This is a genomic window from Anabaena sp. CA = ATCC 33047, assembly GCF_963870205.1.
Lineage (GTDB): Bacteria > Cyanobacteriota > Cyanobacteriia > Cyanobacteriales > Nostocaceae > Trichormus.
In genome coordinates, this window is record NZ_CAWMSA010000043.1 from 16,025 (window position 1) to 39,343 (window position 23,319).

The window sequence follows — 23,319 nt, forward strand, 5'->3', positions numbered from 1 at the left end:
TAATTGTTGATTGTTGACTGTTGACTAATGACCAATGACTAATGACTAATGACCAATGACCAATGACTAATAACTAATGACTAAACTACAATCAACCGACTTTTGAGAGTTGCTGTTGATTTAGGTAATAGTAATGACCTTGTTTCGCAATTAATTCTTCGTGAGTACCGCTTTCCACCAATAAACCCCGATCCAAAACGAGAATCAAGTCTGCATTGCGGATAGTAGACAAACGGTGGGCAATGATCACACTGGTGCGCCCTTTGAGAATGGTTTTGAGGTTGTTTTGAATAATCCTTTCTGTTTCCGAGTCTAGGTGACTGGTAGCTTCATCAAATAACAATAAACGAGGATTTCCCATCAGCGCACGGGCGATCGCTAGACGTTGGCGTTGTCCACCAGATAGCATCCCACCACCTTCACCAATTTGGGATTCATAACCCATTGGTAGTTTCTGAATAAATTCATCTGCACCAGCTAATTTTGCGGCTTCTATGATTTCTTCTAGAGAGGCTTCTGGATGGGCTATAGAAATGTTTTCCCGAATAGTACCACCAAACAAAAAGGTATCTTGGTCAACAACACCTACTTGAGAACGGAGCGATCGCAGGGCAATACTTGTAACATCACATCCATCAATCAACACTTTCCCTTCTGTGGGCGGATATAAACCCAAAATTAACTTACTCAGGGTAGTTTTGCCAGAACCGCTACGCCCTACTAACGCTACCATCTGCTCAGGCTGGATTTCAAAGCTGATATTTTCCAACACGTTAGTCTCACTTTCTGAGTGATAGCGGAAGGTAACATTCTCAAAACGAATATGACCGCGAATTCTACCTAAAGGTGTGCGGAGTTGATGTTGTAAATCTTCTTCTGGTTCTGCCTCTAAGACATCATTAATCCGTTCTGTAGAAATCAGGATTTCCTGAAGTTGATTCCACAGTTGTGAGAGTCGTTGGAAAGGACTCAAAACGTGACCCACCAACATATTAAACGCCATTAATTGACCAATGGAGAGTTCTCCTTGAATCACTTGCCATGCACCAAACCACATCAGTGCTGCACTCACAAAGGTATTGATTGCACCACTGATCATCGAGAGGCGAATCCCAATTATTTGACCATTGAAAGCTTTTTTAACCAAATTATTCAGCAGTTCTTCCCAACGCCAACGTACTGTCTGTTCAATTGCCAAGGAGCGAACTGTGCGAATGCCTGTGAGAGATTGGATAATATAGCTGTTTTCTTCTACCCCAGCATTAAATACTTCTCTAGAAATGCGACGGAGGATACTTGTGCTAGCCAGTGCCAGAATAAAAAATGGTGGAACGGTCAATAGTACAAATAATGCCATCTGCCAGCTATACCAGAACATCAAGGCTAGATAGATGACCAAGGTCAGCATATCCAGAATGACTGATAGTGTCTGACCAATGAGGAATTGCTGAATTTTCCGGTTTTCTTGGATGCGTGAGACAATATCCCCCACGTAGCGCGACTCAAAGTAGGAAAGAGGTAAGCGGAAGGTATGCTGGATAAAACCCACCAGTAAAGAGATGCTGATCCGATTGGCGGTGTGACTGAGCAGATATGCCCGCACTCCGTTCATGGTAATGTTAAACAGACCAAAAATAATCATCCCTAAACCAACGGCGTTTAAGGTGACAAGGCTACGTTGCACAAGCACACGATCTAGCAATAACTGGGTAAATACTGGAGTGACTAGCCCAAATAATTGCATCACTACGGAAGCCATGAATATTTCTAACAACACTCCATAGTGAGGCTTGAGTAATTGAAAAAACTTCCAGACGCTGGTATTTTCCTCTTCAGTATCGTTCAGTCGGGCTGTAGGTTGTAGTAGTAAAGCAAAACCTGTCCAACCTGCGAGAAATTCTTGCTTGGTGAGACTACGTTGACCGATGGCGGGATCGCAGACAATCACTTGTTGTGTAGTGATTTTGTAGACAACTATAAAGTGTTTGTTTTCCCAGTGAGCGATCGCAGGTAGAGGTTGTTCTGCTAATTTATCTAAACTCGCTTTGACAGGACGAGCAGCAAAACCCAAGCTTTCTGCTGCTGTTGCTAGGGCTGTTAAGGATGCGCCATTACGGTTGATGTTCGTCATCTGGCGCAAGCGATTCAGACTAAAATGCTTACCCCAGTAGTTACAAATCATCACCAAGCAAGCCGCACCACAATCTGCCGCACTTTGTTGGGCGTAAAAGGGATAGCGTTGAGCAAAATTTCTCCACCAATGACCAATTTTGACTTTCGGACTCGGAAAGTAAGGGCGTGGTTTTTCTGGCTTTGATTGTTGTGCAGTCTGCATCGGAAACGGAATAACTTTCCGGTTCAAACTCATGTCGGGTGCTTGCAACCGACTCTGGCGAGGTTTTCGCGCAGTATTATTAGTAGCAGATGCTTCTAAATTGATAGATAATCCCAATTCTGGCCAATGTTGTACCGCCGTTTGCCAGTGAGAGTTTTTCAGTACATATACAATTGCGGGTTGTGTGACTTGCCAATTCTGCTGTTGAATCAGGCGCATTTCTCCAGCTACTAGCTTGCGTCCTTCTGCATTTGCCAGTTCGCCTCGATATACTAACCACCACTGAGAATTTTGATAAAGTTCTGCCGGTACTTGCCCAACTTCCAAATCGTAACGCTCAAATAAAAATAATGCTTTGAGAATACCCGGTACAGATATCGGACGCTGGGGTGTCTTGGCACAATAAGTTAGTAATAAATCCCAAACTTCAGCATGAGCAAATAAACGCGAGCGAATACTGGGATATTTCAGCATCAAAGTTTGCAGGATTTCGCCAGAAATGTAACATAATTTCAGCCCATCTGACGCTCTAGCTGTATAAATTTGCCAATCTGTTTGTGAGAATAAAGTTGCTTCACCAAATGCAGTTCCTTTAGTGAGAGTTGTAATTAAATTATCAGCATAATCCAACAACCTGACTTTACCAGCCAAGACCATATAAATTCCTGGTTCTGCGTTGGCTAATTGCCAAAACTGTTTGGCAACAGGTGGGTCTAAAACCTCTACCATTGTTAAGCAGCTTTCCAGGTCTGATTCAGAAAGCTTTTCACCAAAAAATGAAGTAATATCTTCACTTAACTGATACTTGGAAAACGCGGTTTGCACTTGTTCACCTCTCAGAAAGCATCAGATAATTAAAAATTATAATTTCTGTTTTCTCTGTTTCTAAGTTACTCAGGAATTGAAATTTCTGGCTTTTAGCAGAGAAAAACTCAAGGGAGTCCAAAAATTAATTATTCAATTATTCGGGTATTTTATCGGATAATTAATTTAGATTTTATGAAATACATATAAATAATTTGTTGGAAAAATAAAGTAAATTTTGATAAAAAATTATTATATGTATTTTGTTAGACCAAGCAACAATGTTGCATCTATGGGCTGATAGTTAACTCCTTAAAGACAATAAAACATTTCTGAATAAAGTCAATATAATGCTGATAAATTAATGCCATCTTGGCTAAAAGTGTTTTTATATATTGCATCTTTTCATCCCAACGCTAGCGACATAAAAAGACATAAAATAAAGCTACATAACTTTGCCATATTTTCACGTTAAATCAAGGGTTTTGCTGACATACTGAGTAATAAAAATACAATGAATTTGATAGTGCCAAATGTGAGCAATGCTAGTGTTAAAGGAACACCAAAAAATAAATTATCCCTATCGACTGTTAGTAGGGTGCGTCAGTAGTATATTTTCTTGGTATAGCTAGGGTTTCTCGTACTGACGCACCCTACATTTTAGAGATTTTTTTATCTAGAAGTCCCTAAAATTATGAATTTGGCAACATTTTAAGAGTCGGATATATTGCCTTAAAATCAGCCAAATTGGCAAAACAATGGAATTCTTGAGCAAAAATCCCACGGCTAAAAGCCTTGGGAAGTGTCAAAATATCCTAAATGCAGCTACCACCAACTAAAACATTGAGAATGTCCCAAATTTTTGAGCAATCAATTCAAATTAATGCTACAGCCACAGTAGTAGAACGCTGTATTACAGATTTAGCTTTGATGCACCGTTGGCTTAACCCAGTGCTGCGTTGCGAACCTGTGGGTGAAACTTGGAGTACGGATATCGGTAGTAAAAGCCGCTTTTTGATTCAAATACCACTACTGCAACCGACTTTAAACAGTGTAGTGGTGGAACGTCAACCAGGTTTAGTCGTGTGGGAATTTCAGGGATTTTTTCAAGGACGCGATCGCTGGGAATGTCAACCCACCGAAAGCGGAACTTTGCTAGTCAACCGCTTTGAGTTTAATATTCCCAACCCCTTAGTTAGTTGGGGTTTTAACTCCTTCGCCGCCAACTGGACAAAGGAAGATATGCAAGCCCAATTACGCCGTCTGAAGCGAGTCGCTGAAGAAGTACAGATTAGTAGAGGGGTGTAGGGGGAGACAAGTAAATTCAAAATTCAAAATTCAAAATACCCTACGGGAAGGCTTACGCCTACAAAATTCAAAATTAAAGAATCCTTGGGAAATGGGGATGAGGGGGATGAGGGAGAATAGCTGATAACTAATGACTAATAACTAATGACTAATGACTAATAACTAATGACTAATGACTAATGACTAATGACTAATGACTAATGACTAATGACTAATGACTAATGACTAATGACTATTAGCAACCCCAGATTTACGAACCACTTCCCGTGAAAATCTGGAAGCGCATCAAGCTACAGCTAACCATTGGGTGTTAGTCGCAGAAGATCAGCCGGTTGCATATTCTGCCTTTAGTGGACGTTTACCTGATGTGGTGCAAATCGGCGGAGTTTGGACACCGCCAGAATTGCGGGGTAAAGGTTACGCTAAATGTGTGGTAGCTGGTTCATTACTAGAGGTGCGATCGCAAGGTGTTCACCGTGCTATCCTGTTCACCAGTCCAGAAAATCTAGCCGCACAAGCAGCATACCGAGGAATTGGTTTTCATCCCACTGGTGAGAAGTTCGGATTAGTCTTGTTTAAGCAAGATTAATCTTGATGCAACAGAAAATTAAAGATTTGCTCAAGTTAAGATAATTGCGATCGCAAACAGGGCATAAATAAAAATAGTTGTATCTACTATGACTATTCTTTAATTGTTTTATGACCTATTGCCTAAGAATTGCTGACATCCCAGAAAATGAGCGTCCCCGTGAACGATTAATTACCTATGGCCCAAAAACTTTAGCCACGGCCGAGTTATTAGCAATTCTTTTAGCTACTGGGCAAGGGCCAGGCAAACTTTCCGCCGTCGGGTTAGGACAATATATCTTACAACAGTTGGGTCAACATCAACGTGACCCTTTAGCAGTATTGCGAGAAGTCACACCCGCCGAATTAATGCAAATACCAGGAGTTGGCCCGGCAAAAGCCACTACTATTTTAGCTGGGATTGAATTAGGTAAACGCGCTTTTCAATCCCGTCCCTCAGAGCGTACTCTCATTGATAGCCCAGTTGTTGCGGCTGCGGCGTTGAGTCAAGATTTAATGTGGCAAGTCCAAGAACGTTTTGCTGTGTTGTTATTAGATGTGAAAAATCGCCTACTGGGTACACAAGTGATTACCATCGGTACAGCCACAGAAACCTTAGCTTCTCCCCGTGAGATTTTTCGAGAAGTGATTCGCCAAGGTGCAACCAGGGCAATAATAGCCCATAATCACCCCTCTGGTAACTTAGAACCCAGCCCAGAAGATATAGAATTAACGCGCCAATTATTAGCAGGGGCGCAATTATTAGGAATACCGTTATTAGACCATTTGATTTTAGGCAATGGTAATCATCAAAGTTTGCGCGAAATTACCACCTTATGGAATGAATACCCCCAAGGGGATTAATTTATCTGACTTTTCACGTTATGTGGAAAAGCTAACGTGAAACCTAACCCCCTAACCCCCTTGCCTACTAGGGAAGGGGGAAAAATCAAAGCCTCTCTCCTTGTAGGGGAGAGGTTTGGAGAGGGGTTTTCCAGATTCCGCGAAAAGTCAGATTAATTTATAGTCTACATCCGCTAGTATCACTATCGATAAATCGATGGTGAATGTCAATAAGTTAACGGCACAATTGTAGTGGAAGAACTGTAATCATCCAGTTCTTAAAAGTTCAGTGAACCGAACAATGGCGCAATGATTAGACCGAACTCTTGGAAAAATCGCCTAACTAATGTCTGGAACAAGACAGGCAAAAATGTCATCCAACGCTTACCTGTAGACCAAGTTAAACAAACAGTAGCGCAATGGTTTAGCGTCAGCGAAACTGAAATTACCGAAATTTTAGAGAAAGTCCGTCAAGAACTACCAACTACAGAAGCTTTGTTAATTGGTAAGCCGCAAGCTGGTAAAAGTTCTATTGTCCGGGGACTAACAGGGGTTTCGGCGGAAATTGTTGGACAGGGATATCGTCCCCACACACAACACACTGAACGTTATGCTTATCCTTCTAATGATCTACCTTTACTGATTTTTACTGATACAGTAGGACTAGGTGATATTAGCCAAGAAACTGAGGCGATTATTCAAGAGTTGGTAGGAGATTTAGAGCAGGAAACTAAACGCGCTAGAGTCTTAATTTTAACAGTAAAAATTAATGACTTCGCCACTGATACACTCCGCCAAATTGCTCAACAGTTGCGTGAGAAATATCCAGAAGTTCCCTGTTTATTAGCTGTTACCTGCTTACATGAAATTTATCCGCCCAGTGTTTCGGATCATCCGGCTTATCCGCCAGACTATGAGGAGCTAAACCGGGCGTATACTGGGATTCAAGAAGCCTTTGCTGGATTATACGATCGCTCGCTTCTCATTGACTTTACTTTAGAAGAAGATGGTTATCATCCGGTCTTTTACGGCTTGGAAGCACTCAGGGATAATCTAGCTGAATTACTTCCCGAAGCAGAAGCACAGGCAATTTATCAGTTATTAGATAAGCAAGCGGCTGAGAAATTGGGGAATATTTACCGTGATGTGGGTAGACGTTACACTTTATCATTTGCGGTGATGGCGGCTACTGTGGCGGCTGTACCATTACCCTTTGCTACAATGCCTGTATTGACTGCTTTGCAAGTCTCGATGGTGACGCTATTAGGTAAACTTTATGGACAGAACTTGTCACCATCTCAAGCTGGTGGTATTGTGAGTGCGATCGCCGGTGGTTTTTTAGCCCAAGCTATTGGAAGGGAGTTAATTAAATTTGTACCAGGTTTTGGTAGTGCGATCGCAGCTTCTTGGGCAGCAGCTTATACTTGGTCTTTAGGGGAAACAGCCTGTGTTTACTTTGGTGATTTAATGGGTGGTAATAAACCCAACCCTCAAGAAATTCAGTCTGTAATGCAAGAGGCGTTTGAGAAAGCAAAAGAACGGTTTAAAGGAATCAAAGGTTAATCGGGTTTTGCTGTCCAAAAATAGGCTGTTACTGCTAAACTTTCTCCTTTGGTGGTGGTACAATTCGACTTTGATTTAAACCCTGATCAATCTGTCTGAGCAGTTGAAAATCTGCCTCTGGTAAAGGATAACTATCACTACTAAATAAACCAGCACTCACAGCCGGTTGTTTTTCTAAAAAAGAGAACGCTTGGCGAAACTGATATGGTTCAGCTTTAATTGGTGCGTCAAAATGACAGGGAATAATCCATTGAAAATCCCAACTGGCTACTTTCTCAGCCCAATTAATCGTTTCTCTAGGTGCGCGGTTGAGAATTAACGCCTGTAATATGGGTGCGACAAATAAACGCCCATCCCCCCGCACCGCCTGAAACGAACGCTGCCAATCGTTGCGCCATTTGAAGGGAAACAAGCCAAAATAAGCTTTATATGACCGGTCAGGGGCTTTGAAAGCCTCACGGAATACCTCCCCCCATTTGGGTACTTCTAACACGCTGGGACGGAAATACAAAGCAAATAAGGTGATGCGCTCCCATCCTTTACGGCGATTAGCTTGGTTATCGGCAACGATATCTGAGGCTTGATCTTTAGCGTGAAATAATAAGGCGTAAGGATCTAACTGAACTATAGCTGGGGGATTTTCTGGGACGGAAATCACCGCATCTGTGACTAATAAAGTGTGCGATCGCTTGTGGAAAAATGCGACTTCTGCAAATTTGCCAGGGCCAAGGTCAATAGTATCTAATATGGCATAATCAAATTCATCAGCAAAGGGGGCTTGACTGCTATCTGCTGGTAGTACAGAAGTGCGTCTACCAGGTAAACCCAACCAACTTAATGGTAAATTTAGCGGAAAACTCCATTGATTAGGTGCTACAAATACCTGTGCTTGCGGAAAAAATCGAGCAAAAGGGCCGACAAAGATTTTATGTTCTAAACCGGAAATTGTGGGCAGAATGATATATTTCACATCTCCGTGTTCTGCCACTAATTCATTCATCAGCCTCATACATTCAGGAGTCGGTGCAACAGGCGCATATACCAGCAGTCCCCCCGCATCTAACTTGACTACAGTCATGCGAATCGGGACAATCACGTAAAAAATGCCCTGCATCTGGTCAAAAGTCCAGATAGTGTCTTTAATCACCTCTTGACGCAGTGTTCGCCGCTTACCGTAAGGGTAAAGTGGCAAAGTAAACCAGAAAGGCCAGGTAAAATCTTTCTGAGTGATCTTGTCTAAATTTTCTGCCAGTTCGTCATGCACCACTCCGCGACTTCCTCCCAATTCCCAAGACTCAAACTATTTTTACTTAGGACTTACGCAAGTGTCACATTAAATATATCTTGTAGGGTGCGTCAGACTGCTTAAATGTTTTCAATAAATGTATTTTTGATATCTGACGCACCTTACTAATATGCCAGTCACATTAAATATATCTTGTAGGGTGCGTCAGACTGTTTCAATGTTGTCAATAAACGTATGTTTGATAACTGACGCACCCTACTAATATGCCAGTTGCGTAAGTCCTGTTACTGTTTTTGTTGTAGTAATAATTCCTGAATTTTATCTGAAGTGAGCTGTTCAACATTACTTAAAACCACTGCTGCACCTGCTGTGAGTAGTTTTTGTGTATAAGCCTCACTGCGGGCTGTGGTTTCCTGTACATGAGGCGGTAGAATACCCACACCAATCCAAGTCCGGTGAGGCTTCAGTTCTCTAGCTTTACCTACAGTGTACATATCCGCCACGGTATCACCTACGTAGATGACTGTTGATGTTGCCTCTAATTCATTCTCTAACTTGTTGACGGTGGCAAAAAGTCCTGTAGGATCTGGTTTACCGGGTGCATCTTCCATTGCAATCAATACCGGAGACTGTAAACCCAAACGTTTCTCTAAAACATAGGTAGCAGAAGCACGGGTTGCACCACTGAAGAACCCCCAAGCTATATCCGCTTGTGTCAATTGCTCTAAGTAGCTCTTTTGTAATAATAAGGGTTCATCACAAATATATCCCGTCCAATTGTCGGGATTTGAACCACGATAACGGGATTGAAAAAAGGCAACAATACTGTCGTAATTTAGTTGTAATTGTTCGCGGGGCTGTCCTTGACTGGCAAAGTAGCGATAAATTAATTCTTGGGATGCTTCCCAGTCATTATTCCAAATGCCTTCTGATTTGAGTTGGTCAATTTCTAAGGATGTAGGACGATAAGCACTGTTAGTAAAATATTCTACCGTGTCTGCTAATGCCCGACGATAGGAATTACCCACATCGCGGATAACACCATCAATATCAAATATAGCGATCGCTTTTGCTGAAAAGTTTTTACTCATAATCGGGGAATGGGGCATGGGGTATGGGGTATTTCCTGCTCTTGCTTTATGCCTATAAGTTTCTAGGCTCTAATTTCTATTGCCTATGGATTTGAGATAACTGTATCTTTAGCGAAATTATCCCATTTATTGACTTTCTGCCAAATCACATTAGCCAACTTTTCAGCCAGTCGGTAAATTTCCAAATCCTCAAAATCAGGTCTATTCACAATTATCTCTATCTATACAATCATCCCTAATATCTAAAATGCCCCATTCCCCATACCCAATTCTCCAACCTCTTTTGTCAAGTGACTGAGTATTAGGTTAAAATAAGCGATCGCAAACTTAGTAATTAGTAGCCGGAGATTCCCCGGAGGTATAATTGTCCAAGTTCATTTTGAAAATTCTTTGGCTAGACGAGAACGTTGCCCTAGCAGTTGATCAAGTTGTAGGCAAAGGTACAAGCCCTTTGACTAAGTATTTTTTCTGGCCTAGAAATGATGCCTGGGAAGAGTTAAAGAAAGAACTCGAATCTAAACACTGGATTTCTGATATAGATCGCGTAGAGTTGCTCAACAAGGCAACAGAAGTGATTAACTACTGGCAAGAGGAAGGTAGAAACCGTCCGATGGCAGAAGCACAGTTAAAATTCCCTGAAGTTGCCTTCACAGGTAGTGCTTGATTTGAGGGACTGGGGACTGGGGACTGGGGACTGGGTACTGGGGACTGGGGATAGAGGAAAAATATCATTCTTCACTCAGCACTCGCAACTCAGCACTCAAGACTCAACAGTGTGAACATTCCACAATTTAATGGTGTTATCATCGCCGCCTGTGGACAGAATTTTAGTGAGCATCTGGACTAAAAGCGATCGCTAAAACTGCCCGTGTATGTCCTGTTAGTGTTGCTAGCAAGGTATCACACGGGCGGTTTTGTCTTTCTAAAAACAATTGATCTGACTGGTTGGCAATATCCTGATCAAGTATCACTTCATCCGAACCGAGCAAGATTTCTTAAACTTAGTGTAACTTTTACCTCTAAGTACAAACTCTTCACACTCCGCGCGACGGCAGTCGCTTTAAGTCGGGAAACCCGCCCAACGCGCTGCCTCCCCTCCGCGTTTACCTCCGCGTTCCCACCGTACCCCTACGGGGAAGCAAGCTACGCGCAGCGTCTCCGTTAGGAGAAGTTATGATGTCTACAACAAGCCGCTTGCGCGTCTACGGCGGTAGCCGCCGCTCATACTTCTCTCCGCGTTAAAAAAACTCCATCTAAACAAAATAGGGTGAGCCAATAGCCCACCCTAAAAAATAATCTACTTACCGTACCTTTAAACCAAACCGCCAGCAGCTTGAAAGCGAGCGCGAGCGCGTTTAAAGGCTTGATTAGCCTGAATTTGAGCTTGGCGATCGCCGGCTGGTACTTGGTTCAATTTTGTTTGAGCTTGGCTATAAGCAGCACGAGCTTCTTCTTGGTTAATGCTGTCGCCACGTTCAGCACCATTCACCAGAATAGTCACTTCGTTTTCTTCAACTTCAGCGAAACCACCTAAAAGAGCGATCGCTTGCCAATCTGCGCTTTTGTTAGGGCGTACTCTTAATACACCTGTATCCAGTGCGGTTAACAGTGGCGCGTGTCCACTCAAGATACCTAGCTGACCGGTAGTGCTGGGTAAAACCACTTCATCAGCTTCAGCATCCCACACTGTTTTATCTGGGGAGATTACACGGACAGTTAGGGTCATAATTTCAAGTCAAGGGTCAACAGTTAACAGTCAACAGCCATTAGTCAAATAGCTTTGCACTAATAACTAATGACTAATGACTAATGACTAATTTCTAGCCTTTGAGTTTTTCAGCTTTGGCGATCGCTTCGTTGATGTCGCCTACCAAGTAGAAGGCTTGCTCTGGCAGATCATCCAATTCACCAGATAGAATCTTCTGGAAGCCTTTGATGGTGTCTTCCAACTTCACGTACTTACCAGGGGAACCGGTAAATACTTCCGCTACGAAGAAAGGCTGAGACAAGAAACGCTCAATCTTCCGCGCCCGTGCTACGGTGAGACGGTCTTCTTCAGACAATTCATCTAGACCCAAGATAGCGATGATGTCCTGCAATTCTTTGTAGCGTTGTAGGGTTGCTTGTACAGCGCGTGCAGTGTTGTAATGTTCGTCGCCTACAATGTTGGGTTGCAACATGGTAGAAGTAGAACCCAGAGGATCTACTGCGGGATAAATACCCTTAGCTGCCAAGCCACGAGATAGTACAGTTGTACCATCCAAGTGAGCAAAGGTGGTTGCTGGTGCGGGGTCGGTCAAGTCGTCCGCAGGTACGTATACAGCTTGAATTGAGGTAATAGAACCTTCGGTAGTGGAGGTAATCCGCTCTTGCAGTTCACCTACGTCAGTACCCAAGGTTGGCTGATATCCTACAGCAGAAGGCATCCGACCTAACAGTGCGGATACTTCAGAACCAGCTTGTACGAACCGGAAGATGTTGTCAACGAACAGCAATACGTCTTGCTTGTTCACATCCCGGAAGTATTCTGCCATTGTCAAACCAGACAAACCAACGCGCATTCTCGCTCCGGGTGGTTCGTTCATTTGACCGTAAACGAGAGCAATCTTAGATTCGTTGAGGTTGTCTTTGTTGATTACCCCAGATTCAATCATTTCGTTGTAGAGGTCGTTCCCTTCACGGGTACGTTCTCCCACGCCAGCGAACACAGACACGCCACCGTGTTGAGTTGCGATGTTGTTGATCAACTCCATCATGATCACGGTTTTGCCCACACCTGCACCGCCGAACAGACCAATTTTACCACCACGACGATAGGGGGTGAGCAGGTCAACGACCTTAATCCCTGTCTCGAATACGGATGGTTTGGTTTCTAGGTCAGTTAGCTTAGGCGCGGAACGGTGGATGGGTAGAGTTTCCTCGTTATTGACTGGCCCTTGGTTGTCTACGGGTTCGCCCAGGACGTTGAAAATTCGACCGAGGGTAGCTTTACCAACGGGTACGCTAATGGGTGCGCCTGTATCAACAACTTCCAAACCACGCACTAAACCATCGGTAGAACTCATAGCAACGGCGCGAACTTGGTTGTCGCCCAAAAGTTGCTGTACTTCGATGGTCAGGTTGATTTCTTGTCCAGCTTCGTTAGTGCCTTTGATGGTCAAGGCGTTGTAGATTTGCGGTAATTTGCCGCCGGGAAATTTTACGTCTACAACCGGACCAATGATTTGGGTAATGTAACCGATGTTTGTTTTTTCTGCGGTGGTGACCATGCTGCGCCTAATGATTGAAGCTATATTTCAGAATGGGTCTTACAAGACATAAGATTATGCAATGTCATCTTTAACTGTAGCACCGGAGGGGGACAGAGTTCCGTTAGCAATTCCTTAAAAAACAGTTCGCTGACTTTCTTCCCACCAGCTTGATTGAATGACCCAATTGTTAATCATAAATTGATTCTGAAGTTTTAAAACCTAGAGGCGAAATTAAGGTAATGCTGCACTAGCAGCTAGGGCAGCAAGGTGGGTAATTGCTGTATCTGCACCGCTTAGGATAATTGACTAATAAAGGGTGCGATAAGCGAAGCTTAAGCCTTCGGCGATCGCCTTTGATATTGGCGAAGCGATCGCTTGCACAAATTCCGTAGTAGACTCATAAGGTAAAACATTTCGCCCTGGTATTTTCACCCCTGTACTTTGCGGTAAACAAGCCAGGTACTCAGCCAAGCGATCGTCAGGTGTTTCTGTTTCCCCTTCTTTGCTAATACTAGATGCTGCTTCTCCCATCACTACCAGCGTCGGTTGCTGGATAGCAGCCATTACACTCCTATAATCTTCTCGCCAAAATCCAGCTAAAAACGAAAATACTGCATGGCGACTGTCTGGGTTAACTGCACCTGCAACTAAAGTATTTAACCATTCTTGATCAACAGCATCGGCTGAAGCAAACAGTTGACGAGTAGAGAAAGAACTCAAAAACTTAGGAGTGCGTGCATAGCGATAAAAAGCACTACCAACTGGTGAATCAAAAATATTCCACAATAGTTTTTGTCGCCATGCTGGTATCTTTTTACTAATCAAAGGCCAAGATGGAGGTACTGAAAGTACCAAACCAGCAATTAAATTTAATTCTTGTTGAACTAATTCCAGTCCTATTGGTAATGAAGCACCTTGCACTACTAAAATTACAGGTTTTTGAATAACATTTTGTAAAAAGTATCTTAACTGATTTGCCCAATCTCTAGAAGTATAAACTACACGAGGTTTATCACTTTCACCACATCCTAATAAATCGGGATTATAAATTATATTCTTGTTACCTGTATTCAACCATTCATCACAAAAACGTTGCCAGAATTTTCCTGATAACCCCACCCCAATGGGCTGAACTAATAATAAAGGAATGCTGTCAGGCTGAGAATTGCTATGTTGATGTACTGTATATGCACAGCGATAATTCTGCCAAGTATAAAACTGGGTAGATGGAGATAATTGCATATTTCCTAAGATTTACTATTTACTAAAAAATCATTTGAGGATGAATTAACGTATATCCGGCTGTTTTGATTTTCTCATTAGAAACTTTAGCATTATAAGGACGATTACTCTGAGTTGTATCATCCCAAGTTACTTTAGGTAAATTATATTTCTCTAATAGCGTATCGAGTAATTCTTTACTGGTGAGATGGGCATCATCTACTAAATTATAAATACCTTGTAATTGGTGTTGTCTGGCAAATTCTATAGCTGCCACAATATCATCTAAATGAATCCAGTTGGTGACATCGCTACCATTACCAGGGCGGGTTGTACCAGGAACTCGGCTAAAGATTTTCATCAGTTCTCTGTCTTTACCATAAATTCCGCCCAAGCGCAAGATACAAACGCGGAGATTTTCGCTAGATGCTGCTAGTAAAGTGTCTTCTGTGGCTTTCAAGATTTCTCCGTTACGATTGCTAGGTTGAGGTGGGGTTTCTTCATCTACCCATTCGCCATTCCTATCACCATAAACAGAATAACTGCCTGTATATATTAGTTGTTTAACTGTAGAATTTTGTTCTAAAACTGAAACTAAAGTTTTAGCAGTATTTAAATAAGTTTCTTCATAGACATCTGCACCTTTTGCACCCACACTTAACAAAACAACATCTTGATTTTGTAGTGCTGATGTTAATCCCTCTAAATTATTGCCTTTAGTTACTATAACTTTGTCAGCTAATGTTTGTAATGTGGGAACACGCTCAGGTGTAGTGGTGGTGACGGTAACAACAAAAGATGAGTTTTGCTGCCAATATTTAGCAATTGCACAACCAACATAACCACAGCCAATAATTGTAATATTCATGCTAATTAAGGAATGGGGGACGGGCGATAAAAAAGAGAATGACTAATGACCAATGACTAATGACTAATGACTAATGACCAATGACTAATGACCAATGACTAATGACTAATGACTAATGACTAATGACTAATGACTAATGACTAATGACTAATGACTAATGACTACTTAACGATGAATTACACCATCAGGCATAATTGCACCGGCTAAGTTAGCACCTATTAATTTTACCAGGAGGCGATCGCCTGAGCGAATTCGCGCCCCTGTTAAGTCAGCACCACGCAAATCAGCACCACTCAAATCAGCACCAATGAGGTTGGCAGCACGTAAATTAGCCTCTCTCAAATCAGCTAACAGTAAATTGGCTCGGAATAAATTAGCCTCTGATAAATCTGCACCTCTCAAATTAACTTTGTGCATGAAGGTATCACTGAGATTCGCACCGCTTAAGTTAGCATAACTGAGATTCCTGCCAGATAAATCTCGATTACTGAGATTAGCTCTGCTGAAATCTTTACCACTCAAATCTGGATTTGGGTTGGGTGGCTGATAGTTTTTCGGTGCTGTTTTTTTCGGTTGAGGTTTGGGAGAATGATGAATATGTTGATGCTTACCATTTAAAGAGCGCAACCTATCACGCGCCTCATTAATGGCTTTGAGTTTTTCTTGTGCTTTCTGTTGTAAGCGGGTGTTATCTTTAGGTAGACGATCTGGATGCCATACAAACACCAAATCTTTATAAGCTTGGTTAATTTCCTCCAGGCTTGCTCCTGGTTCTAATTCCAATACCCTATAATACCGCTCCAGATCGCTCATAAGATGTGTTAATGGAGAATCAAATTATTTTCAGACAAATGTAGCCCTCCATATATTTAAATAGGACTGGGCAGCACCGTAGTAACTATTTGTACAGTTTTATTCTACGGTAAAAAGTTAGCACTCAGAGATTATATTCAGCCTATCGCAACCTGCTAAGGCTATCAATAACCTTTTATACAAAAATTCTCTACTCCTTTTGATCTGTAAAATTCTCAGTTGTGAATTCTACATTTTTGCATTATCTTTCTATCTGTCGGTTTCTCCATCTATTAATGGCTCGCCAATATGCCGATATTGGTATTTGATAAACTTCTATAAAAATCCAAATAATAATTGATAAATGTGATAAAAAAGTTAATATTGTCCAAATATATGGCAACCAACTAATAGGATCATGAGAACTAGGAGGGAAATAATAAGCTACTATACCAATTAAAAATGTGGGTAGAAAGATAAAACTAATTGCTGCCAAGCCATAACCCCAACCTAGTTCTACACCTTCTAACTGCACCTCTGACCAATTCAACCCATTCCACCGCCACATCAAAGGAGGTTGTCGAGAAGGCATCTTAATCTGTTGTTGTTCCACATTAACAGTAAAGATTTCGTGGCAGAAATCGCAACCCATCGCTTCCATCAATGGGATGTGAGAAATCTTACCTACCCGGCAGACTGGACAGGGATAAACACCTTGAGGATCAAAAGGTTCAGAGAAGATTTTAGACCTGGGCATAATCAAACTAGGTTGTGCTTAAGAGTTAATTAGACAGATGCACAAGTAGGTTAAAATTAGTACAGCGTTAGAATTTTTCCGTCTAGTTTTTGATCATCCTCATCACCCACACCACAACACAAATAGATAAATCTGGTATCTCCAGCTAGATAAGCAACAAACTTTGCCTCCCAGATTTGTAATGAGTTTATCGCTTTTTTGCGACGTTGTGCTGGTCTTGACGCTACCAAATCAATCTGTTATCTTTATCTTCACATAAGGCATACATTAGCTTTTTTAGCTTGAACCGACAGAAGCCCCACGTCTGACACGAAGAGCAGCGTGAGATGAATGGCGGGATGATGGCACAGCGTAAAGTGTCTAGACGCAACAAAAGTTCTAATCGTCGTAAAAAAGCTATCCAAAAACTCGGTAAGCAGCACAAAAAAGTTGCTGATACTCGTAGAGATTTCCACTTCAAGACAGCTAAAGCATTGCTAGGCAACTATGATGTCATAGCTGTTGAAAAGTTGAATATCAAAGGACTAGCTCAAACAAAATTGGCTAAAAGCGTTAATGATGCCGGATGGGGGCAGTTTATAATGATACTTTCAAACAAAGCCGAAAATGCTGGTTTGAAAGTAATAGCTGTAAATCCAAACGGCACTAGCCAAGAATGTTCTAACTTTACTTTTGTTTTCTGGTTGGTGCTACTTTGTTGATTTAGCTAGCTTTGATTAGACTCGTTTTCGCCACCGAGTTGTCTTGATTATTTCCCGACCTGTCGTATTTCACTCAACAATTGAGTCGTCCTGTATCTGCGGATATTCTACCTGAGACAATTCAATTATACCAAAAAGCCTAACTAGAAGTTAGGGGAACCTCAAACCCAAATTTTCGGTAAATTTAGTTGCTAGTTTAAAACCCGTAGCCTTAGCCGTTGGGCGTAAAATATCGGCAACAACAGGGGTGGGTGCAGAACCTACCCCTATTTGTTGTGCAGCGTGAAGGTTTGTAGTGAGGGCTTGAGCCGCTTGCAAAACCCAGCTTATATGAGTTATGTTCGTTTGATTTTCCAGCCGGGCTAGCAACAATTTTGGGTAAAATTTTTACTTTTCCTGAGCGGAAGGTGAGATCATCAAGGTATTTGTTGGTATCCTGTCTAAGAGTCAAGTGTGGAATGTTTGATGCAACAATTCTGTTCATCTTACGTCTAAAAGACAAAGACAAGCAAAAAGTGTATACAAGCAAACATCAGACAGCAGTTGACTAAAATCAAAAAGCAAAATTACTTACCTACCTTCTTCTACGCTCAGGAAAAGGTTGCAGCAGGCATTGGTTGACACTAAGGAGTGATGATTGGGATGAGCAGTTGATATTAGTAGCAATCGGGATATAGAATTTCTGCTGAATGGTAGTTGAAACAATCAATGTTCGGCCAAATTATGGTTTTAATTCACAAGCATTTGAAAAACTTTCTATTCCCTGAGTGATTAGTCCTCTTTTTTGCCAAATACCATCTGTAAAATCATGGGAATACCCCCTGCTTGGTGATACTTATCTGCCCAAGCGCGGACGATTTCATCCAGTTCTTCCATTGCTTGATCCCATCGCTCTGGCGGAATATCCAGTTCTTCTACAGCGCGCATGACATTGGGTGTGCGTTCTGCCCAATCTTTCATCATGCGGAAGTATCGGGCGGTATCTTCTACCATGATGTAGGTGCGCTCTTGTTCATCTGCTGGGGCATAGAATGGACGAGTTAGAGCGTAAAAGGGCATTCCCCAAGGTGAGTCTATGCGTGTCACTGTGCCAGAGTAGAGCAGACGACGTTTAATATGCTCTCCTAAAGCCTCACTTAACGGCATTTGATGTTCTGGTGGTAAGTCTTCTTGCGATCGCCGATGCAAAAATTCGATTAACTCAATAAACTCGAAGGAGGTGACTAACTGAGCATCTGGGAGATTACTGGGTAGTTTCTGCTCTAGTTGCTTTTTCTCTTCACTGGTAAGGCTTGTGCCTGGAATGCGCGATCGCCCTGGTTGCCAAGGAAACTTTTCCATCCACACATAGGGGAACTGAATTAGATAGCGAGGTTCTTGAGAACCCAGCGTCTTCAGCAGTTTGCCCTCCATCAGAGCTTGTCTGACTTCCTCAACGATAATTTTGACTCGTTTCGGCTCTAGGTGGTGCAAATGCCCCGTCATGCGTAGGTTCTGCCCCTGCTCTAGATATGTCATGTATATGGCACACTTAGCTGCTGTCGCTGCTGCATCTAAAAACGCCCCATGTCTATGCCCGCTTGTCCGCATGGCACTGAAAGCCAGGTATAGCATGATCTGATCCATTGCACTGGGACCAAGACGTTTGATCAGATCGATGTCATTACTCATATTACAAATAGTTGAATAGCACGCTTATTAGTCTAAAAAAGTAGTAGGTCTACGCCTTAAGGAAGGTGTTTTCTTCCCTTGAGAATGTATATTATGGTCTTGCTAAAGGATAATTAGTAGCCAAAGTGTTGATTCCTCCACGCTGTAATTTCTAATAACCAGTAACATGGTTGTTACTGTCTTTATCCCTGTATCTTACCGAAAAATCGCCAATTACCTGCCAAATTTTCTCCATGATAGCCTTATCAGTTAGTAGCGAACTATATAATGGTTCTAATAAGTAACCTACAAGGACTTTTGACAGTATCCGGATTGTCTGTGTCCTTTATCCAGTCATCCTCTTTTTTGCTAATCTCACTACATTTTTTCTGTCTTAACTCTTGGGTTGCTCGGAGAGCAAAAACAGATTACTGGAGTCTATGACCAGAACCTCGATACTAACGGTAACTTTCCGACTCTGGATATTTTTGCTAATACATATATTTCCAGAGGTAACAGAGCCGAATATGATGAGAAAGTCACCTACCAACCCAGTTAACGCTCATATAATTCAAAAGGCGTTGTTACCTACCATGCAACCTGCAACTATCTTTGATTTCGTTGCAGTCTAGGCAGTTGGTTGGCGCGAAGGTCATAGATGCTAAATCAGGCAGATAATCTTACTTGCAGCTTTGCAATTGCTTTTATTTCCTCACAACATGATATTCCATATTCAGTTGTCATTTGATTTAAATTGTATGAATTAATCTATTCTTAATTTTTTTTGGCTTAATATTGAAAAAATTTATGATTATCCCTGGATCTATCAATTCTTAAAGTCATGATTTGATGACATTTAACTGAAAACCATCTCAGTTGTAAACCGTGATTATATCAATTTATCCTAAATATTTTTGGTTGATTGCTAGTGGGATCTACAGTAGTTGGCGATAAAACAACATATCATGCTTAGGGATCAAAGCCAGATATCAAAACAGTTTTGATTCTGACTCGCCTGACCCCCATTGATTGCTGTATATTTTACAGCAGATTTGGGATAAATGAGGTACAAATTTTATGAACAAAGCTTTATGCCAAGAGACTTTCAAACCTGTTCCCTGTTCCCTGTTCCCTGCTGTAGCTATGCTGTGTTGTTGATATCGTTGTTGTTAACAGTTTTTTGTGAAATCGAGAAAAAAGAGTAATTTGTAACTGAACTTGAGAACACTCCTGTGATAAAAAAGCAGAGATGTTCTGCCAGTGGCAACGTAAAATCTTTGGTTAAAGTTTTACGGTAGGATAATTTGCTTGAGAACAGTGAAACTTGACTGATAGAGGCAATGATTTTTTAGCTAGTTACTTTTACCTTTTTGGCCTAGGCTGACTACAGTGGCGCATTCGAGTTTCTTCAACCGGGTGATTGAGTTTGATTTCGCTTGGTGACGAAGTTAAAAGCTGCGGCACCAAAAGTGACGCATAAAACTCCGAAAATCTGGACGATGCTCAGGCTCTCTTGCAGCATCAATCCGGCAAAAATTACAGTTAAGATAGGTACACCAGCACCAATAATAGCTGAACGCGATGCACCTAGTTTGTTAACTCCAATGTGATTGGATACATATCCCAAGAGAGTTAATACACCCAAAATAGCAGCAGTTAAAACAATCTCTAGTATCTTAGACGGGTCAACTGCTAAATTCCAAGTGTTTGGTAAAGGTAACATCAAAAATACAAAGCTCAAAGCTAACATGGTGGCGAAGTTAATGAAAGTCAAAGACACTGGATGTATTTTGGCAGCGCACACCCTGGTGAGTAGTAAGTAGCAAGCGAAAGCGACTCCAGCCCCAATTGCTGTGAACCCACCGAAGATATTATTGCCGATCCCAGTAGTTGTAAGTCCAGCAAAGACTAGCAATTGTCCGCAGAAAATTGCGCCGAGGGCGATGGTACGAAATTTACTAGGGCGATCGCGCAGCAGTAACCAAGATAAGATGACATTAATGAGCGGGTAAATAAAGAACAGTGCGATCGCTGTGCCTGTAGCAACTTGACCAATAGCTAGGTAAATTAAAACTTGAGATAAAAACAAAAAGCAACCACTAGCAATGATCAATTGCAAATCGCTTTGTTTTTTCACACGAGTATTCGAGCGATTTTTCCCAAAAGATTCCTTAATATTTTGTAAATCTTGCCAAACTTGGGGGTGCATCATGGGAGCTAACAGCATCATCAGTGGTACAACCACCATCAAGCGTAAGGTGAGAATTAACATAATATTCCCCACAGTAGGCGAGATTAAACCTTCTAACACCAACCCTGTGGACATTTGAGATGTTTTATAAAACATCCCCTTGATGGCGACGTTATACAGCGATGACATCACTGTAGAGGACACAATCAACAAAAAGCCGATTTGGATAGGTGATAAACCAGATTTTCTGGGGCTTTGAGATGCTGGAGGTGGAGTTGATCCCCGGCGTGGTTGTGATGCTGGTGCTGGAGATGTCTGACTGGCTGATAAATTTCTGTTGAGTACAGAAATCGGTTCCTTAGCGGTAGTAGGAGTAGATGAAGATTGCGCCGGGCTGCTAGAGGTTTCCTGATTGAGTACAGAAATCGGTTCCTTAGCGGTAGTAGGAGTAGATGAAGATTGCGCCGGGCTGCTAGAGGTTTCCTGATTGAGTACAGAAATCGGTTCCTTAGCGGTAGTGGGAGTAGATGAAGATTGCGCCGGGCTGCTAGAGGTTTCCTGGTTGAGTACAGAAATTGGTTCAGGAACTTGTTTTGTTTCTGGTGCTTGAGATAGTGGGTTATGAAGTACAGAAATTGGTTCTGGGGGTGTTTCTGTAACTGGTGGTGTGTTAGTTTCGCTGTTTGAAGAAATTGTAGTCTTGCTTGTAACTGATTCTGAAGGCTGGTCTGCCGATGGTGAGACAATGATTGGTGATGGTGATGTGGGGGCAGACTGGCTGATGGTGTGACTCTGAGTAGACTTTTCCCTGAGAGTAGGAACTGACTCAGTGCGAGTGTGTTCATCTTCCTCTACAGATGACGGTGTTTGTTGAGGAGTTGAAGGACGTAACTCAGCAGGTTGCAACACAGTTGGTGGTGATACACTTACCACTGGCGCAGAATTAGACGGTGGCAGTTCCCCAGGTTGCAATACTGTAGGGGGTGACACTTTTGCTGCTATGCGAGAGGTTTCTTGGATGGTTTTTGTCAATCCCTCACGCATTTGATCAATAAAATCATCTAGAATCTTTTCTCCTTCCTGCTGTTGACTGTACATCCTAGACAACTGCTGGGAAAGATTGTTTTGATAGTTCTTGAGTTCTTGTTGTAGGGAATTAAAGGCGATCGTCAGGTTATCATCCAGAGTACCTAGGATTTTTTCAGCTTCCTGAGAGTTCTCATGAGCAGGGTTAATGCTTTGAGTTGACTTGAGTGCTGCAATTTGATGCTCTGTTTGGCTAGTGATAGCTGCTAGCGATGATTGCAGTTGGGAACAGATATGCTTGGCTAGAGCTTCTGACAATTGACGGATTAACACCTGCTGCTCAGTAATTCGCCGGACTTCTTGTAAATGTTCTTTTTCTTCGATCAGCTGGTGAATTTCATCTGTTAAACGGTCTTTTTCAGACTGCAACCGTTTAATTTCTTCTTGTAATGATCTGAGTAAATTTTGCTGGAGACTTTCTAAATCTTCCACAACAGCCCATAAAGCTGTTTCTGCTGCTCTAGATATTTCGCCTCGGACTCGTGGGTTGTCTGGCCGCTTTTCAAATCGCCCCATTAGCTTCTAACCTCTATACACCTTGACGATAAAGCTGCTTTGTGTGAATTTGCTGAGTGTTCATTCTGATTTCCACCGATTGTGTCAGATAAACTCAAAAATTTTAACAGCATTTACGGATATCAAATTCATTTGGTCATGGCTAACTCAGTGTTGGTAAGCATATAAATTTACTCACAGCCGATTACACTGAGTTTGTTTCAATGTCGCACACCTGAATAGCATCAGTCTGAGTTCATTATTCAGTGCCTAAGTGAGATTTTCTGCACAATAAAATAACTCACCTAATATAAATACTTATTATTTTTGTAGCAATACTAATTATCAGCTTATTGCAAGTCAGTACCTGAGTACAAGAGAATTGTTTAATTTGTTATATTTAGGGAAAATTGCTCAGAAATGTAGCTAGGAGAACAGTTTCTATCTTTGATATTGGGATGATGGAGTTGGTCGTACTGAAATTAAAATCATCCCATACCAAACATTTTAATTAATTAATTGCCATTTTGGCAAAATACTTCTTAACTTT

Annotated in this window: 18 protein-coding genes and 1 pseudogene; 6 read left to right on the top strand and 13 right to left on the bottom strand. The window is 41.9% G+C overall.

Translation table 11 applies throughout. The features are described from left to right. Positions 1-91: 91 nt before the first annotated feature. Complete coding sequence (locus tag AACS98_RS11150) at positions 92-3,160, bottom strand: peptidase domain-containing ABC transporter (protein ID WP_066379676.1); 3,069 nt, start codon at positions 3,158-3,160, stop codon at positions 92-94. Positions 3,161-3,988: 828 nt separating this feature from the next. Here AACS98_RS11150 and AACS98_RS11155 point away from each other — a divergent pair. The 4 genes from AACS98_RS11155 to AACS98_RS11170 all read left to right on the top strand — a co-directional run bounded on the left by AACS98_RS11155 (position 3,989) and on the right by AACS98_RS11170 (position 7,420). Beyond that, the gene (locus AACS98_RS11155; RefSeq protein ID WP_066380066.1) at positions 3,989-4,447 is read left to right on the top strand and encodes an SRPBCC family protein; all 459 of its coding nucleotides are present in this window, start codon (positions 3,989-3,991) and stop codon (positions 4,445-4,447) included. 274 nt (positions 4,448-4,721) lie between these two features. Further along, positions 4,722-5,036, top strand: a complete 315-nt coding sequence (locus AACS98_RS11160; protein ID WP_255362889.1) for a GNAT family N-acetyltransferase — start codon at positions 4,722-4,724, stop codon at positions 5,034-5,036. Between the two features lie 110 nt (positions 5,037-5,146). Next, entirely contained in the window at positions 5,147-5,878 is a 732-nt protein-coding gene (gene radC / locus AACS98_RS11165; protein ID WP_066379679.1) for a RadC family protein, read from the top strand. Positions 5,879-6,166: 288 nt separating this feature from the next. Continuing rightward, positions 6,167-7,420 (top strand): GTPase family protein, encoded by a 1,254-nt coding sequence (locus AACS98_RS11170; protein WP_066379681.1) that lies wholly within the window; start codon positions 6,167-6,169, stop codon positions 7,418-7,420. Positions 7,421-7,454: 34 nt separating this feature from the next. On the opposite strand, the gene AACS98_RS11175 is transcribed toward AACS98_RS11170, so the two are convergent. The 3 genes from AACS98_RS11175 to AACS98_RS11185 form a co-directional block, all read right to left on the bottom strand. Continuing rightward, the gene (locus AACS98_RS11175) at positions 7,455-8,687 is read right to left on the bottom strand and encodes a DUF4336 domain-containing protein (protein WP_066379684.1); all 1,233 of its coding nucleotides are present in this window, start codon (positions 8,685-8,687) and stop codon (positions 7,455-7,457) included. A gap of 263 nt (positions 8,688-8,950) precedes the next feature. Continuing rightward, positions 8,951-9,757, bottom strand: a complete 807-nt coding sequence (locus tag AACS98_RS11180; RefSeq protein WP_066379687.1) for a TIGR01548 family HAD-type hydrolase — start codon at positions 9,755-9,757, stop codon at positions 8,951-8,953. A gap of 83 nt (positions 9,758-9,840) precedes the next feature. Continuing rightward, complete coding sequence (locus AACS98_RS11185; protein ID WP_255362887.1) at positions 9,841-9,966, bottom strand: hypothetical protein; 126 nt, start codon at positions 9,964-9,966, stop codon at positions 9,841-9,843. 155 nt (positions 9,967-10,121) lie between these two features. On the opposite strand from AACS98_RS11185, the gene AACS98_RS11190 reads away from it, so the two are divergent. After that, positions 10,122-10,421 carry a 30S ribosomal protein PSRP-3 gene (locus AACS98_RS11190; RefSeq protein WP_015141290.1) on the top strand — a complete coding sequence of 100 codons (300 nt, stop codon included), beginning with the start codon at positions 10,122-10,124 and terminating at the stop codon, positions 10,419-10,421. A 163-nt stretch (positions 10,422-10,584) separates the two neighbouring features. Here AACS98_RS11190 and AACS98_RS11195 read toward each other — a convergent pair whose 3' ends face one another. The 7 genes from AACS98_RS11195 to AACS98_RS11225 all read right to left on the bottom strand — a co-directional run bounded on the left by AACS98_RS11195 (position 10,585) and on the right by AACS98_RS11225 (position 16,646). Further along, positions 10,585-10,746, bottom strand: coding sequence for a WD40 repeat domain-containing protein (locus AACS98_RS11195; protein WP_197480103.1), 162 nt, complete (start codon positions 10,744-10,746; stop codon positions 10,585-10,587). Between the two features lie 323 nt (positions 10,747-11,069). After that, positions 11,070-11,483, bottom strand: coding sequence for an ATP synthase F1 subunit epsilon (gene atpC, locus AACS98_RS11200; protein ID WP_066379690.1), 414 nt, complete (start codon positions 11,481-11,483; stop codon positions 11,070-11,072). 94 nt (positions 11,484-11,577) lie between these two features. Beyond that, positions 11,578-13,026, bottom strand: coding sequence for a F0F1 ATP synthase subunit beta (atpD, locus tag AACS98_RS11205; RefSeq protein ID WP_066379693.1), 1,449 nt, complete (start codon positions 13,024-13,026; stop codon positions 11,578-11,580). Positions 13,027-13,314: 288 nt separating this feature from the next. Beyond that, positions 13,315-14,250, bottom strand: a complete 936-nt coding sequence (locus AACS98_RS11210; RefSeq protein ID WP_197480102.1) for an alpha/beta fold hydrolase — start codon at positions 14,248-14,250, stop codon at positions 13,315-13,317. Positions 14,251-14,272: 22 nt separating this feature from the next. Further along, entirely contained in the window at positions 14,273-15,097 is an 825-nt protein-coding gene (locus tag AACS98_RS11215; RefSeq protein WP_066379698.1) for an SDR family oxidoreductase, read from the bottom strand. A 165-nt stretch (positions 15,098-15,262) separates the two neighbouring features. Beyond that, positions 15,263-15,910: a pentapeptide repeat-containing protein gene (locus AACS98_RS11220; RefSeq protein WP_197480101.1), complete on the bottom strand. Its 648-nt coding sequence runs from the start codon at positions 15,908-15,910 to the stop codon at positions 15,263-15,265. Positions 15,911-16,151: 241 nt separating this feature from the next. Then, on the bottom strand, positions 16,152-16,646 hold the full coding sequence (locus AACS98_RS11225; protein ID WP_066379705.1) for a hypothetical protein: 495 nt from the start codon (positions 16,644-16,646) through the stop codon (positions 16,152-16,154). A 344-nt stretch (positions 16,647-16,990) separates the two neighbouring features. Between AACS98_RS11225 and AACS98_RS11230 the strand changes: the two are divergent. Next, positions 16,991-17,311: pseudogene (locus tag AACS98_RS11230) on the top strand (RNA-guided endonuclease InsQ/TnpB family protein); the annotation flags it as partial. A gap of 807 nt (positions 17,312-18,118) precedes the next feature. Here AACS98_RS11230 and hetR read toward each other — a convergent pair. Together hetR and AACS98_RS11245 are read right to left on the bottom strand one after the other, a co-directional pair. Next, positions 18,119-19,018, bottom strand: a complete 900-nt coding sequence (gene hetR / locus AACS98_RS11240; protein WP_066379710.1) for a heterocyst differentiation master regulator HetR — start codon at positions 19,016-19,018, stop codon at positions 18,119-18,121. A gap of 1,387 nt (positions 19,019-20,405) precedes the next feature. Further along, complete coding sequence (locus AACS98_RS11245; RefSeq protein ID WP_066379715.1) at positions 20,406-22,790, bottom strand: DMT family transporter; 2,385 nt, start codon at positions 22,788-22,790, stop codon at positions 20,406-20,408. Positions 22,791-23,319: the final 529 nt, after the last annotated feature.